At 71.2% G+C, this 13,670-nt stretch carries 11 protein-coding genes; 6 read left to right on the top strand and 5 right to left on the bottom strand.

The window, feature by feature from the left end; genetic code table 11:
• Window positions 1-787: 787 nt before the first annotated feature.
• Window positions 788-2,164 (bottom strand): acetamidase/formamidase family protein, encoded by a 1,377-nt coding sequence (locus tag ACFY8O_RS33550; protein WP_387909062.1) that lies wholly within the window; start codon window positions 2,162-2,164, stop codon window positions 788-790.
• Between the two features lie 335 nt (window positions 2,165-2,499).
• Between ACFY8O_RS33550 and ACFY8O_RS33545 the strand changes: the two genes are divergently transcribed.
• Complete coding sequence (locus ACFY8O_RS33545) at window positions 2,500-3,147, top strand: class I SAM-dependent DNA methyltransferase (protein ID WP_387909060.1); 648 nt, start codon at window positions 2,500-2,502, stop codon at window positions 3,145-3,147.
• 148 nt (window positions 3,148-3,295) lie between these two features.
• Here the strand turns inward: ACFY8O_RS33545 and ACFY8O_RS33540 are convergent, their stop codons facing one another.
• From ACFY8O_RS33540 to ACFY8O_RS33530, 3 genes are all read right to left on the bottom strand, one after another.
• The gene (locus ACFY8O_RS33540) at window positions 3,296-3,640 is read right to left on the bottom strand and encodes a hypothetical protein (protein WP_387909058.1); all 345 of its coding nucleotides are present in this window, start codon (window positions 3,638-3,640) and stop codon (window positions 3,296-3,298) included.
• Window positions 3,641-3,919: 279 nt separating this feature from the next.
• Window positions 3,920-4,153 carry a hypothetical protein gene (locus tag ACFY8O_RS33535; RefSeq protein ID WP_145808373.1) on the bottom strand — a complete coding sequence of 78 codons (234 nt, stop codon included), beginning with the start codon at window positions 4,151-4,153 and terminating at the stop codon, window positions 3,920-3,922.
• A 142-nt stretch (window positions 4,154-4,295) separates the two neighbouring features.
• Entirely contained in the window at window positions 4,296-4,955 is a 660-nt protein-coding gene (locus tag ACFY8O_RS33530; protein WP_387909056.1) for an RNA polymerase sigma factor, read from the bottom strand.
• A 762-nt stretch (window positions 4,956-5,717) separates the two neighbouring features.
• On the opposite strand from ACFY8O_RS33530, the gene ACFY8O_RS33525 reads away from it, so the two are divergent.
• Both ACFY8O_RS33525 and ACFY8O_RS33520 read left to right on the top strand, forming a co-directional pair.
• Window positions 5,718-6,740 (top strand): acetylxylan esterase, encoded by a 1,023-nt coding sequence (locus tag ACFY8O_RS33525; protein WP_387909054.1) that lies wholly within the window; start codon window positions 5,718-5,720, stop codon window positions 6,738-6,740.
• 204 nt (window positions 6,741-6,944) lie between these two features.
• Window positions 6,945-7,733 carry an IclR family transcriptional regulator gene (locus ACFY8O_RS33520; protein ID WP_387909052.1) on the top strand — a complete coding sequence of 263 codons (789 nt, stop codon included), beginning with the start codon at window positions 6,945-6,947 and terminating at the stop codon, window positions 7,731-7,733.
• A 62-nt stretch (window positions 7,734-7,795) separates the two neighbouring features.
• Here ACFY8O_RS33520 and ACFY8O_RS33515 read toward each other — a convergent pair whose 3' ends face one another.
• A complete protein-coding gene (locus ACFY8O_RS33515; protein WP_387909050.1) occupies window positions 7,796-10,084 on the bottom strand; it encodes an FAD-dependent oxidoreductase in 2,289 nt (762 codons plus the stop codon).
• 343 nt (window positions 10,085-10,427) lie between these two features.
• On the opposite strand from ACFY8O_RS33515, the gene ACFY8O_RS33510 reads away from it, so the two are divergent.
• From ACFY8O_RS33510 to ACFY8O_RS33500, 3 genes are all read left to right on the top strand, one after another.
• Window positions 10,428-11,354, top strand: a complete 927-nt coding sequence (locus ACFY8O_RS33510; protein ID WP_145808363.1) for a carbohydrate ABC transporter permease — start codon at window positions 10,428-10,430, stop codon at window positions 11,352-11,354.
• Complete coding sequence (locus ACFY8O_RS33505; protein ID WP_387909048.1) at window positions 11,354-12,274, top strand: carbohydrate ABC transporter permease; 921 nt, start codon at window positions 11,354-11,356, stop codon at window positions 12,272-12,274. The genes ACFY8O_RS33510 and ACFY8O_RS33505 overlap by 1 nt, the downstream gene beginning before the upstream one ends.
• 61 nt (window positions 12,275-12,335) lie before the next feature.
• Window positions 12,336-13,637, top strand: coding sequence for an extracellular solute-binding protein (locus ACFY8O_RS33500; RefSeq protein WP_387909046.1), 1,302 nt, complete (start codon window positions 12,336-12,338; stop codon window positions 13,635-13,637).
• The last annotated feature ends 33 nt before the right edge of the window (window positions 13,638-13,670 follow it).

Genomic DNA, 13,670 nt, shown 5'->3' with positions numbered 1-13,670 from the left:
TCCCACTCCGCATTCGTCAGATCCCCACGGCCCATGCAGCCAGCCTGGACCCAACGCCCCACCCACGTCAGGAGATCCGAGAAACAGTGCCTAGTGCACCTCGCGGACCTCCCGACGGCGACCCGGAGCGTGTGGGCCCGCCGTTTCCGGCTGAGCCCCTCACCTCGCGATCGACGTGCTGGTCAGGCGCCACCTGGGACCGGTGCGACCGGCGGGCCGAGGAGGGCTCGTGCCCGGGACGCCGGGGTGACGAGGCGGAGGTGCTCACCCGGGCCGGGTTCCTCGGTCGCAGCGTCGTGTCGTGCCAGGCGGGGTGGATGTGGAACGCACGGACGACATCGTCGTCGCGGGGGGTGTTCGCGATGCTGCGTCTGTTCGGCGCGCGGCGCGGTGACTTCGAGGCGGGCCTGCGTCGCTGTTGCGGTAGGTCCGCCGTCGCAGGGCCTGTTCTCCGAACGCCTGCCCAGCAACCACCGAGGTCTTCATCTGGCGAAAGGATCCCCGGGAGCCGCGCTGAGGGGCGGCCATGCGGAAGCCGGTGCCTGCCGACCCGGCCGGTGGCGATGGCGGGGGCCGCCTCCCGCGCGGGCCGCGCAGAACCCGGGGCCTGCCGACTCGTACAGCGGTGGCGGTGGCCGCCTCCGCACCGGCCACCCGGAAGCCGAAAAATCCCGCCGGATCGACCGCCTCCGCACAGCTTCCTGGCCCCGGGCACGGGCCGGGTCACCCGGCACCGGCCAGGCGCAGAACCGCCCGGCAGCGGTGTCCGGGCGGTCCCGGCGCGGCCTCAGTGGCCGAAGTGGGACTTGCTGATCATGCCGTGCACCCCCGTGGTGCGGTCCACGACCTGCGAGACCTCGAAGTCCGCCGCCGCCGACAGATAGGCGTACGCCGTCGCGCGGTCCATCCCCAGGTCGTCCTGGAGGAAGTCCAGGGCGTTGACCACCGCGCGGCGCATCGCCACGTCCAGATCGCCCAGATTCCCGGAGGCCGAACCGTCGGGGTCCGAGAGGCCGACCGGAATCCAGGTGTCCTTCGTCTCGCCGAACGGATAGCGGTAGGCGACCGAGGGCGCGTCCCCGCTGCCCGGCTTGCACACGGTCAGCCGGAAGGTCGCCCGGAGCGAGCCCTCCAGCGCGGTGAGTGCCGCCTCTCCATTGCCCATCGCGAGGTGCGGGTCGCCCATGTAGAAGAGGGCGCCCTCGGCGAAGACCGGGAGGTAGAACGCCGAGTCCTCACCCAGGTGACGGATGTCGATGTTCCCGCCACCGAGCGTGGGCGGGACCGAGTTCAGCAGCGGGTCGGTCTCGGAGCCGGCCTCGGCGAAGGCGACCCCCATCATGCCCATGTGGGGAGCCAGCGGGAACCGTACCTTCCCCTTCCGGCCGAGGGGCAGCACCGCCTGAGCCCCCTGCGGGCCGCGTTCGACCGGTGTGAACACGGAGACGTTGCCGTAGCTCTCCGGATCGCCGGACGCCCGGCCGTCGGACTCCGGCGGCGGCATGACCTCCGCCGCCGTGATGCCGTCCGGGGCCCCGCCGTCGGCGCGGCGGGCGAGCGCGCCCTTCCCGTGGCGGCTCGAGATCACGCCGTACGGTACGCGGGGGAGCAGCGACAGGGGTTCCACCTTCAGGACGTCACCGGGTTCGGCGCCCTCGACCGCGACCGGGCCGATCACCACGTGCGGGCCGTCCACGTCGAAGTTCCGCGCCGTGCGGGCGTAGTCGCGGGCCACCGCCACCGCGTCATGGAGCACCCGGTCGCCCGGCACGCCCTGCGAGCGGAAGTAGGCGAGCGGATCGCGGCCCTGGTCCTCGAGCAGGCCCTCGTGCGAGAGCGTGTCCACGGTGAGGGTCTCCCCGGAGCGCATGCGCAGCACGGGCTTGCTGCCGCGCGACGGTACGTAGCCCCAGCGCACTTCCTCCGCGTCGGCCCGCAGGTAGTGGCGCCCGTGCACCGGGCCCTTGCCCGGCTGGAGTATCTGTCCCGGATACGAGACACGCGGCCCCTTCGAGGGTGCCGCGGAGGCCCGGCCCTGCCCGGCGAGCGAGGCGGCGGCGGTCAGCGCCCCCGCACCCGCCGCCGCCCGCAGCAGGCCGCGCCGCCCCAGACGGTCCTTCAACTGTTCGTGCAGACCCCGCAGTTCACCGGTCACCTCAGCCACGCGCACCAACCTCCAGAACTCCGCGCCGTCCCGGCTTTCCATCCGCCGGAATGATGTTGGTCCTGGTCTACGGGGCGGGTGTTTCGAGGATGGCTCCGCGCCAATTCCTCCCGGTAACGGGTCACCCGCCGGTGGAACGGGTGAACGGGGGCACGGGCACCCTCGCACGGCGGTACCTGCGTGAGCCGCCTTCCGCCCCCGGGCGGGCGACGTGACGACCCGGACGCCGTGTATACGTCCCGGCGCGCGGGGCCCACGCCCCGGGCACCACCGCGCCGGCCGGGGAAGCCACCCGGCGCCCCGGTGCGGGCGGGCCACGACTACGGTGTCGGGCCATGGAAGCGGACACATGGCTGGCGGATACCAGGAGCTCCTACGACACGGTCGCGGACAGCTACGCCGACCAACTGCGTGAGGCTCTTGCGGGAGAGCCCCACCTGCGGGCGGCCCTGGCCCTGTTCGCCGAGACGGTCCGCACGGCAGGGGGCGGGCCCGTGGCGGACGTGGGCTGCGGACCCGGGCACGTGACGGCCCACCTGCGGGACCTGGGTGTCGACGCGTTCGGCATCGACCTCTCACCCGCGATGGTCGAGGTGGCCAGGCGTGACCACCCCGGCCTGCGGTTCGACGTCGGCTCGATGACGGACCTCGACCTCGCCGACGCGTCGGCCGGTGCGCTGCTCGCCTTCTGGTCACTGGTCCATGTCCCCGACGGAGCGATCCCGGCCGTGTTCACCGAGTTCCGGCGGGTACTGCGCCCCGGAGCACCGGTGATGCTCGGCTTCCACATGGGCGAGGGGTCACGGCTGAAGACACAGGGCTACGGCGGCCACCCGATGAAGGTCCACGTCCACCGCCGCCCGCCCGACCGCGTCACCACCTGGCTCCACGACGCCGGATTCAGGGTCCAGGCCCAATGGCTGCTCGACCTGGACGAGAGCCTCCCCGGAGCGATCCTCTTCGCCCGCCGCGACAACCGGTAGGGCCTCGCGGCGCCCCGGTCCGCGAGGGGCGGCGTCAGGTGCGCGGCAGGAACGGGCACTTGGGATCAAGGGTCCGCCGACGGACCCGCAGCCCATGGGGGAGCGGGCCTGGCGCACCGGATCGGGGCGGTACGCGCTCGGAGCCGCGCTACCTGGACGGCCGCAGCATCACGGCGAGCGCCCAGAACGCCCCGGCGGCGCCGAGCATGTCGGCCGCCTGCTGCCGGCCCCTGGCGAACATGACCACGCTCGCCAGGAAGGCGAGGGTGCCGAGCACCACGCAGCCCGCACGGAACGGCACCTGCGCGTCCCGTGCGACGCGGCGGTGGGTCTCGGCCCGGCGCGCCCGGCGCAGCCGGCGCACCTCGCGACGGGTCACGCGCATCTCCGCGGCGCGCAGGGCGAGTTCGTGCCGTGCCGCGACGAGGAGGGCGTCGTACTCGACGGCGGTCTCGCGGCGGTGGCGCGCGTACGGCTCGGGCAGGGTGTTCATGGGTCTCCTCCAAGAGCGCTGCCGGTCTGCCGCGGGGCCGGTGCGCGTCCGAACTCCGCAACGGCCACGCGGTGTTGTCCTGTCCCCCAGAAGGAGGAACCGGACGCCTCATGTGCATCAGAGGTGTCCGGCTTCCTCGGTGACCCCGGTCACGACCTCGGCGTTCCCCCGGTGCTCCGAGGCCTCGACGCGTCCGTCACCCGGCTCCCGGTCCCGTGCCCTCGACGCGTCCGTCTGACCGGCCGCTGAACCCCGGGACGCCGGGGCCCGGCGTTCCGCTCACGCCTCCCGTGGGTCCAGCGCCCGCGCCCGGTGGCGTGCGGACGGGGCCCCGTCGCGCCTCCCCCCGGCCCGCCTTCCCGGAACGTCCTGGTCCGCCCGCAGTGGCAGCCAGGACATCACGGCGATCAGCGTCCGGTCGTACCACCGGTACACCGCCCCCCAGAGCGCGACCGGCAGGACGATCACCCACGACCCCATGCTGCGCATGACCCCCCCAGACTCGTCGTTCATCTGCGACCAACTTCCTCTTCTTCGCGGTTCTGCGCAGGTGCTCGCTGCGCAGTGAGGGCCTGCTGTCGGACGGCCCACCCGGGCACGCGTCCGTACGCGGCGGCTGTCGTACGGACGCGAACCGTGGAAGGCATTCCAGGCTTCAGTCGGTGATGCCCAGCCGCGTGTGCACCTGCTTCCTGACAGCGGGCTTCCTCATCTCCCGGCGCGCCCTGCTGGCCCGGTTGCGCACCACGGTGTGAGTCGTGCCCGTCAGCTCGGCGACGAACGTGGAGTCGAGGCCGTACGCGTCGACGAGGATCACCGCCTCCGCCTGCTCCCGGGTCACAAGCCCCTCGAGCTCCTTGGCCAGACGCCGGGCGCGCTCGTGCAGATCCGCCAGATTGCGCGGTACGTGCGTGTCGTCCTCCGCCGGGAGCTGGAAGTCCTGGCCCAGGACGGTCAGTGTGTGCTCCTTCATCCGCTTGACGTACCGCGCCACCTCGCGCCTGTGGACCGTGCTCAGGTAGGCGCTCATGTTGCCCACCGGCCCGTGGTCCCTCAGAGCCCGCCACACCGAGAGCAGAACGATCTGCCAGATGTCCTCGGCGTGCTCCTTCGTGAGCCGCTTGCGGGTCATGAAGAACCGACGGTCGCCGAGGGCGAGTGCCTCGTGCCACTGCTCGGCCGCCTCCGGCGAGAGCTGTTCCTCGCCGGTGTCGCCGATCACCTGGAGAACTCCGCGGCGGGGCCCGGACAGAGCCGGCCGGAAGTGCTTGAGCAGCCCCGGGATTCCGCCGGGCCTGCCATTGTGCTGTGCCATCGCGCTCCTCGATCGCACGCGAGCCGGTCCCGCGGACCTGATGCGCTCGCCTCTCTGCGCTGTCACCGGTAGAGAGGCGCGGGGCCCCCGGATCGCATCCGGATTCCCAGGATTCTTTCGCGGTGGTCCGTCTGGAAGGACGCCGGCACCCCGCACCGGCCGTGCAGGGGGCGCCCTGAAGATCCTGTACGGAATCGTCGAAGAGCTGGCCGGTGCTCTGGAGTCGGGAGACCTGGAGGAGGCGAGCCGGCCGAAGTGCTTGAGCAGCCCTGGGATTCCGCCGGGACCTGGCGTTGTGCTGTGCCCTGGCACGTACGAGCAGCGGATCGCGCACCGCGGGGGTGAAGGGGCGGGCCGCGAAGATCATTTCGTGCGGCGTTCTTATTGCACGGCGCAGGCGGATCACCGTAGGGTCGCGCGGGCGACGACGATCACGACGGGGGTTCCCGCCGACCGGGCGTCGCCTCTCGGGCCGACGGCCGGTGACGGATGCGCGACGGGCACGGTGGCCGACGGCCGCGCCCGCCCGGCCTGAACCGGGAGCGGACGACGGACCTGAGCCGTCTCGGCCTCCTTGGCGCCGTCGCCCCGGACCGGCCACCGACGTTATCGCCGGCACACCTGCCCGTGACCGCACCGCCCAGCGGGACGTGACCGTCGACGCCGACGAGTCACCTCGGTGGCGGCGCCGGCAGGGTGCGGCGTGCCGAGAACCCGTCCCGGCAGACGTGCGGTCGCTCGCACACCGAACAAGGAGAGAACGTGTCCACCCAGCCGCCCACGACGGACCTCGGCGAACTCAGCCCCTTGCCCCACGACTTCCCCTTCGATCCCACCCACGGCTACGACCTGCGGCGCCTCCTCGCGGTGAAGGCGCCCCAGGGCCCGGACGACTTCGCCGACTTCTGGCGGGAGCGCCACGCGCACGCGCTGAGCATCGACACCGCGCCCCGGATCGAGGGGCCGTGGGTCACGGTCGACGGCATCCGGGTCGCCGACGTCACGTACACGTCCGCCGACGGCGTCCGTATCGGCGGGTGGCTGACCGTCCCCGCCGACGGCCGGGTCACCCAGGGCTGTGTGGCGACACACGGATACGGGGGCCGGGAGGCCCCGGCCCCCTGGCAGTCCCCGCCGGAGACCGCGACCCTCTGGCCCTGCCTGCGTGGGCTCGGCACACGGAGCCTGCTGCCCGGCGTCCCCTCGAAGTCGGCCGGGCACGTCCTGCACGGCATCGGCGCCCGGGAGTCGTACCTCATCGGCGGGTGCGTGGCGGACGTCTGGTGCGCGGCCACGGCGCTGCGACAGCTGGTGCCGGAGGCCGCCGGACGGCTGACGTACCTGGGCACCAGCTTCGGCGGGGGCATCGGAGCGCTGGCCCTCCCCTGGGACGGCCGATTCGCTGCCGCCGGCCTGACGGTGCCGACCTTCGGGAACCACCCGCTCCGGGCGACACTTCCCTGCACGGGCAGCGGCGAATCCGTGCGTACGCGGCTCGCGGAGGACCCCTCGGTGCTGGACGTCCTCGCGTACTTCGACGCCGCGACGGCGGCCCGGCACATCGAGATCCCCGTGCACGTGGGCGCCGCCCTCTTCGACCCCCATGTGCCCGCACCTGGGCAGTTCGCGGTGCACAACGCACTGGGCGGGCCGCGCGAACTCCTGGTCCTGCGAGCGGGGCACTTCGACCACCCGGGCGAGCGGGCCGAGACGGCGGCCCTGGAAGAGGCGCAGCGGCGCTTCCTGTCGGGGCCGGACCCCGTGGTGCCGCGCCCCACCGCCTGACCGCCTCCCCCGGCACGGCCGGCTCCGGCGGGCCCAGATCTCAGGGGTTCCACCCCTGTGACCTGGTGGTTCCGCGACGCCGCCGGAGCCCGGCCCGCAGGGCGCCGCGGAACCGCCACGGCCGCCGAATTTCAGGTACGGGCGTCGGCCAGGCGCGATATGCTGATGCAGAATGTGCAAGGCATTTGCAGAACGAGGAGGGCCATGGCTACGCGGGCGACCGATTCAGGGACGAACCAGAGCGTCGAACGAGCGGTGTCGGTGCTGCGCGCACTCGACTCCGGCCGGGCCGAACTCCGTGTCTCAGACGTCGCCGAGCTCACCGGACTGGGCTCCTCGACCACCTCCCGCCTGCTGTCCACCCTGGAACGCCTCGACATGGTCGAACGCGATCCGGTCAGCAACCTCTACCGCCTCAGCCTGGGCCTGCTCCCGCTGGCCGCCACCGCCACCAACCGCCACCCCGTGCACCGGGCCGCACGCATGGTGCTCCAGGGCCTCGCCACCCGCACCGGGCTCGGGGCCAACGTGGCCGTACGCCGTGGTGGCGAGTTGATGTTCCTGTGCAACTTCGAGGGGACGCGCGCACCCAAGTCCTACACCCAGGCCGGGCACACCGCCCCGCTGCACGCCACGAGCATCGGCAAGTGCCTGCTCACCGGTCTGACCCCCAAGGAGCGGCGCACGCTGCTGGGGGATCCTCTCGACGCGCACACGAAGTACACGACCACCAGTCACGACCTCCTCGACGCCGAGATCGACACCGTCCGGCGCACCGGGTACGCCGTCGAGGCCGAGGAGCGCGCCCTGGGCCGCGCCTCCCTCGCCGCACCGGTCCGAGACGCTTCGGGGGAGATCGTCGCGGCTATTTCGCTCTGGGGCCCGACCTCGGTGCTCGGGGACGGCTCCGACACCGAGGGGGAGCGCCTCGCCCTCGTACGCGAGGTCATCGAGGCCGCCGACGCCATCAGCCAGGCACTCGGCGCGCTCTGACGCACAGGCGAAGGGGTCCGGTGGAGGCTGATCAGCCTCCACCGGACCCCTTCGCCGTGTGGCTAGGCGCCGTACGCCTTGAAGGCGATCACGTGCGCGTGCCGGGCCCCGTGCGTCGCGTCGACCACGAGCCGTAGTGCGCCGGTGCGTACAGGGCCGCCGTCCGCGGCCTTCAGCGGGTGCACGCGGTGGCGGCGCCGGTTGTCCGTCACCGTCAGGAGCGTGTGCCAGGTACCGGCGGTGTCGCACGTCTGCACGCGGTAGTCGCGTACGAGCTCCGGCATGACCTCGTACGGGGTGCGGTGACGGTGCAGGTTGTTGAGGTACTCGTCGACATCGTCGTCGAAGACCAGGCGGATCTCGGTGAGTTCCTGCTCGTCGTTCCAGTCGAGCCGGAGCCACGGGGCGTCGTCCTCCCGCACGGAGGACCACATGTTCGGGCCGCCGTAGGGACGCTGGTACCCGCCCACGGCCCGTTCGGGGTGGAACGCCCCGGTGTCGGGGGCCGCCCGGAAGGCGAAGGTCTGCCGGCGCAGGCCGCGGGCCTGCCATTCCAGGACCAGCTGGCCGTCCTCCTCCGGGATGTCGTGGTCGACGCCCGCGTCCCCCTCCACCTTCCGGCGCAGGGCGAGGACGCCGTCGGTGCGTTCGGGGAGGAGCACCAGGGCGGTGTCCGCGCAGGCCCGGACCACGAGGATCGCGTTCCGGGGTGTGTCGGGGTGGTGGTCGAGGCGGGCCGTGACCCAGTGGGGGCCGCCGGGCGGGACGGTGACGGTGGTCGAGAGGAGGTGGTCGGCGGGGACGGCGTTCTCGGGCCTGCCGGTGCTCCAGAGTTCCACGGTGAGTGCGCGGGACCCGCCGTCCGGGGCGCCGTGGACGAGCAGGTCGACCGTGTCGAGCGCGGGGTCGACCGGCAGCAGGAGGGCGAGGTCACGGGTGAGGGGGTACGGGGTGCCGGGCGTGTCCTGCGTGGGTTCGGCGGCCAGCCGGGTCAGGCAGGAGGAGGCGGTGACGCGGGCCGTGCGCGCCAGGTTGCCGGGGTCCTCGTCGGCGAGGCCGATCACGGAGGCGTCCTGGCGGAGCAGGGTGCGGTGCACCAGTTCCGGCCGCCGGGTCGCGAGTTCCCGCGGCGTGAGGTTCTCGGCGACGCACAGGGCGGCGGCCGTACCCGCGGCCTCGCCGAGCGTCGCGCAGGTGGCCATGACGCGGGTGGCCCCGAAGGCGATGTGGGTGGCGGAGATGTTGCGTCCGGCGAAGTGCAGGTTCGTGACGTTCGCCGAGTAGAGGGAGCGCAGGGGGATGTGGAAGATGCCGTCCGCGTACCGCTGGCGCGCGCCGGGCTCCTCGGCGTACATGCCCTGGACCGGGTGGAGGTCGACGGACCAGCCTCCGAAGGCGATCCGGTCCTCGAACTGGCGCTGCTGGAGGATGTCCTGCTGGGTGAGGACGTGATCGCCGAGGAAGCGGCGGTACTCGCGCTTGCCGGGGAGACTGCCGACCCATTCCAGGGTGAGGTTCTCCGCGTCCGGGAACTGGCCGGAGTTCTTGATGTGGTCCCAGACCCCCATGATCACGGCCTGGAGCTCGTCGCGGATGCGCTCGTTGTCATGGACGGTGTCGAGTTCGCCGCCCCACTCGATCCACCAGTAGTCGCAGCCGTTGTCGCCGGTGCGCAGGATGCGGTTGCGCAGGATGGGCGTGGTCGAGAGGTCCTTGGCGTAGGCGGGCGGTACGAACTTCACCGGCCGGCCGGTGTCCCTGGTGTGGAAGAGGGTCGTCGAGCCGAGCAGCGCCTCGTCCGCCTCGGCCGGCGCCCAGGGCTCGTCGAACTCGGACCGTCCCTCACGGCCGATGCGGTAGCGGGCGCCGGCGAGGTGGCCGACCAGACCGTCTCCGGTGCAGTCGAGGAACTGGCGCGCGTGGAAGGTGATGCGCCGCTCCGAGCCCATCATCCAGCCGGTGCAGGAGTGCACCTCGCGGTTGTCGTCGGGGCCGCTCGCGTCGACCTCGCGTACGTCGGTGTTGAGGTAGAGGTCGATGTTCGGTTCGGCGCGGACGGCGTCGAGGACGACCTGGTCCCAGTAGTACGGGTTGCCCTCGGGGTTGCGGTACTGGTTCTCGGTGTACAACTCGCCCATGATCCCGGTCTCCCGGGCCCAGCGGTGCACGCCGTGTGCGGTGGCGCCGCAGACCCAGACACGGATCTCGCTGCTGGCGTTGCCACCCAGGACGGGCCGGTTGTTGACCAGGGCGACGCGCCGGCCGAGCCGGGCCGCAGCGATGGCCGCGCAGGTCCCCGCCAATCCGCCGCCGATCACGGCGATGTCGTAATGGACCTCTTCTTCCCGCACGGTGCGGCCTCCTTGGTGTGACGCTCGGATACTCCCCGCCGCAGCGGAGCGGCCTTGAACGTACATCACATCCATATTGTGCAACCACTGTTCAACCAATGGGATCCGCTGTAAGTTCCGGTTGCGGTCACCGACCTGGCCGTCGCGAGCCGAGGTGCATGTTCTGGGCAGGTGAGCCGTGTTCCTGGTCCTGCACAGAATCGGTGATTCACCGACGAAAAGGGTTGACGCCATCGCACGATATGGAGAACGATCCCGCATGCTGCAACTTGCATTCAGCGCAGCAGGGGAGACGTTCGCGCAGGGCTCCGGCGCTCCCGCCACCATTTGAGAGGACAGACCCATGAGTACGGCCGCACCTCCCCAGAAGGCGCCCCCGCCCCGCGAGCGGAGCGGGGGACGGCTCTCCAACGGTGCGTTCGCCCTGCTGCTGACCGCACCGGGCCTCGCCCTGTTCGCGGCGATCATCTTCTACCCGCTGCTGTCGGCGCTGTTCACCGGCTTCTTCAGGCAGGATCTGCGGCTCCCGGGACGGGAGTTCGTCGGCCTGGACAACTTCACCTACTGGCTGGACGGTGACTTCCTCACCATCCTCGAGCAGACGCTGATCTTCACCGTCGGCGCGACGCTCGTCCCCTTCGCGATCGGCTTCGCCCTCGCGCTCGCGCTGAACACCGGACTCAAAGGCAGCGGCTTCCTGCGCGGCCTGTTCCTCTTCCCGTGGGTGATCCCGGGCGTGGTGGTCTCCTTCCTCTGGATGTGGATCTTCAACGCCAACTACGGGGTGCTCAACGGCGTCCTCATGGAGGCCGGCATCATCGACGAGTCCGTGGCCTGGCTCGGCCGGCCCGGCACCGCGATGCTCGCCGTCATCGTCACCAAGACCTGGGCCAGCTTCCCCTGGATGATGGTGATGCTCCTGGCCGGTCTGCAGACCGTGCCCAAGGAACTGCACGAGGCGGCCTCGATGGACGGGGCCGGGTCGATCCGGCGGTTCTTCGCCGTCACCTGGCCGCAGGTCCGCGGTGTCGCCTCGATCGTGCTGCTGCTGGAGTTCATCTGGAACTTCCAGCACTTCGACACCATCTACGTCCTCACCGGCGGCGGGCCCGCCGGCACCACCGAGACGTTCGCGACCGCCGTCTACCAGACCGCGTTCAAGGGCTTCGACATCGGCCGTGCCACCGCCCTGGGCGGACTGTGGATGCTGCTCCTGCTCCTTCTCGTCGCCGTCTACCTCAGGATCACCGAGCGGAAGGGCGACGCCTGATGACCTCCACCACCCCCCCCTCCCTCTCCGCCGTCGGCCGGTCGCAGCCGTCCGCCACGCGGACCGGGCGCAGCACCCGGCGCCGTGTGCGCAAGGACCTGCTGCGCTCGCGGATCGCCGCCTGGAGCGCGGTCGTCGTCATCGGAGCCTTCGGCCTGCTGCCGGTCTACTGGCTGCTCGCCACCGCGCTGAGCACCCCCGAGTCGACCTTCCAGTTCCCGCCGAAGCTGATCCCCACCGATCTCACCCTCGGCAACTTCACGGCCCTGGCCGAGAACGACCAGCTGATCAAGTACATGATCAACTCGCTCGTCGTGGCCTCGATCACCGCCGTGCTGAGCGTGATCGTCGCCACGTACATGGGCTACTCGTTCTCCAAGTTCCGCTATCGCGGGCGCCGGTCGCTGATGCACCTGGTGCTGGCCTCCCAGATGTTCCCCCAGGCACTTCTGCTGGTGACGTTGTACACCGTCTTCTCCAGCTTCGGCATGCTCAACACGTACAGCGCCCTGGTGCTCTCCTTCACCACGTTCACCATGCCGCTGTGCGTCTGGATGCTGAAGGGCATCTTCGACACCATCCCGGACGCCCTGCTGGAGGCGGCGTCCATCGACGGGGCCTCCCGCTGGCGGACGCTGCACTCCATCGTGGCGCCGCTGGCCGCGCCGGGGATGATCGCCGCCGGGCTCTTCGCCTTCGTACGCGGCTGGAACGACTTCATCTTCGCGCTGACCCTGGCCGACAAGGAGAAGCAGACCCTGCCCCCCGGGCTCGTCTCCACCTACATCGGCGAATTCCAGACCGCCTGGCCCCAGTTGATGGCCGCCTCGCTCGTGGTGTCGGTCCCTGTGATCGTCGCCTTCATGTTCCTGCAGCGCTACCTCGTCGGCGGCATGACCGCCGGCTCGGTCAAGAGCTGAACCTCGGCTCCGGCCCGCGCCCTCACGTACCTACCCTCCCGCACACTCCCATGGAGAGACCATGACCACCTCTGGCATCAGCCGGCGCGGCGCGCTGCGCATGTTCGGCATCGGCGCGCTCGGTGCAGCGGGCGCCGGTGTGCTCGGCGCCTGTGCGCCGTCCGGCGCCGGCTCCCCCTCCAACGGCGGTGACCCGAAGTCCAAGAACTTCGACTTCACCTCCTGGTCGCTCAACGAGGAGGCCGCCAAGCCTTCGATCGAGAAGATCATCGCGGCATGGGAGAAGGCCGAGAAGTCGACGATCCGCGCGGTCTCCTACCCGTACAACGAGTACCTGAGCCAGCTCACACTCAAGCTGGGCGGCGGGGAGACGACGGGGGCGGTGCACCTCGACATCGCCTGGCTCGCCGCGATGGCGCAGATGGGCAAGCTGGTCGACCTCGGAGCGGTGGCCGGCAAGGGCGGCTACACGGACGTGGCGCTGAAGAGCGGCGTGTACGACGGCAAGCAGTACGGGCTGCCGTGGAACACCGGGTCGATCGGGGTGATCGCCAACTCCAAGCTCCTGGAGAAGGCCGGGATCAAGGAGCACCCCACCACCGTCGAGGAGTTCGAGGCGGCGCTGCGCGAGCTGAAGGGGCTCGGCGGGGGAGTCGTGCCGTACGCCGCGGCCACCAAGGTCGCGCAGCTCAAGGACATCTTCCCGTGGATGCAGACCTTCGGCTGCGAGCTGCTCGACGGCGGGAAGGTCACCATAGGCGACGACGCCTCGGTCGACGCGGTGACCTGGTACAAGAAGCTCCATGACGAGAAGCTGATCGCCGCGGACGTCGACCGCTTCGACGCGCGCGCCCTGTTCGGCCAGGGCAAGGCCGCCTTCTACGACGACGCGATCATCGGCAAGGGCGTGACCTCCGCCCAGTCGAAGGACACCACACTGGCCGACGCCATGCAGCCGATGGAGCGTCCGGTGCTCAAGGCCGGGGACACGCCGCAGGCGCTCCTGTGGGGCGGTGTGATCGCGATCGTGAAGGGCAAGGGCCAGGACGCGGCGACCGAGTTCGCGCTGCACACCACCACCGACGAGGCCACCACCTCCGAGTACTTCGCCGCGCGCGCACTGCCGCCGTCCACCACCGCGGGCCTGGCCGCTCCCGAGGTCGCCAAGGACACCTTCACCACGGAGTGGACCGAGAAGATCACCAAGACCGCGACCGGCAGCCCGTTCTGGCAGTTCGCGCAGAACGCCCAGATCGAGGAGGCCGTCGCCAAGCAGGTGCAGGCCGTCCTCGTCGGCAGGTCGAAGCCGAAGGACGCGATGAAGCAGGCAGGCGAGGAGGTCGCCGAGCTCATCAAGCGCTGAGGCCCGACGCCGTGGTCAGGGCCCTGCGAGCGC

The sequence above is a fragment of the Streptomyces argenteolus genome (assembly GCF_042902585.1).
Taxonomy (GTDB): Bacteria; Actinomycetota; Actinomycetes; order Streptomycetales; family Streptomycetaceae; genus Streptomyces; species Streptomyces argenteolus.
This window is presented reverse-complemented; position numbering and strand designations above follow the sequence as displayed.

What these genes read in the sequence shown, in the direction of transcription:
- ACFY8O_RS33520 (WP_387909052.1), top strand. Translation starts at nt 6,945, where the DNA reads ATGGCTACGCGGGCGACCGATTCAGGGACGAACCAGAGCGTCGAACGA.
- ACFY8O_RS33540 (WP_387909058.1), bottom strand. Translation starts at nt 3,640, where the DNA reads ATGAACACCCTGCCCGAGCCGTACGCGCGCCACCGCCGCGAGACCGCC.
- ACFY8O_RS33530 (WP_387909056.1), bottom strand. Translation starts at nt 4,955, where the DNA reads ATGGCACAGCACAATGGCAGGCCCGGCGGAATCCCGGGGCTGCTCAAG.
- ACFY8O_RS33500 (WP_387909046.1), top strand. Translation starts at nt 12,336, where the DNA reads ATGACCACCTCTGGCATCAGCCGGCGCGGCGCGCTGCGCATGTTCGGC.
- ACFY8O_RS33545 (WP_387909060.1), top strand. Translation starts at nt 2,500, where the DNA reads ATGGAAGCGGACACATGGCTGGCGGATACCAGGAGCTCCTACGACACG.
- ACFY8O_RS33510 (WP_145808363.1), top strand. Translation starts at nt 10,428, where the DNA reads ATGAGTACGGCCGCACCTCCCCAGAAGGCGCCCCCGCCCCGCGAGCGG.
- ACFY8O_RS33535 (WP_145808373.1), bottom strand. Translation starts at nt 4,153, where the DNA reads ATGAACGACGAGTCTGGGGGGGTCATGCGCAGCATGGGGTCGTGGGTG.
- ACFY8O_RS33505 (WP_387909048.1), top strand. Translation starts at nt 11,354, where the DNA reads ATGACCTCCACCACCCCCCCCTCCCTCTCCGCCGTCGGCCGGTCGCAG.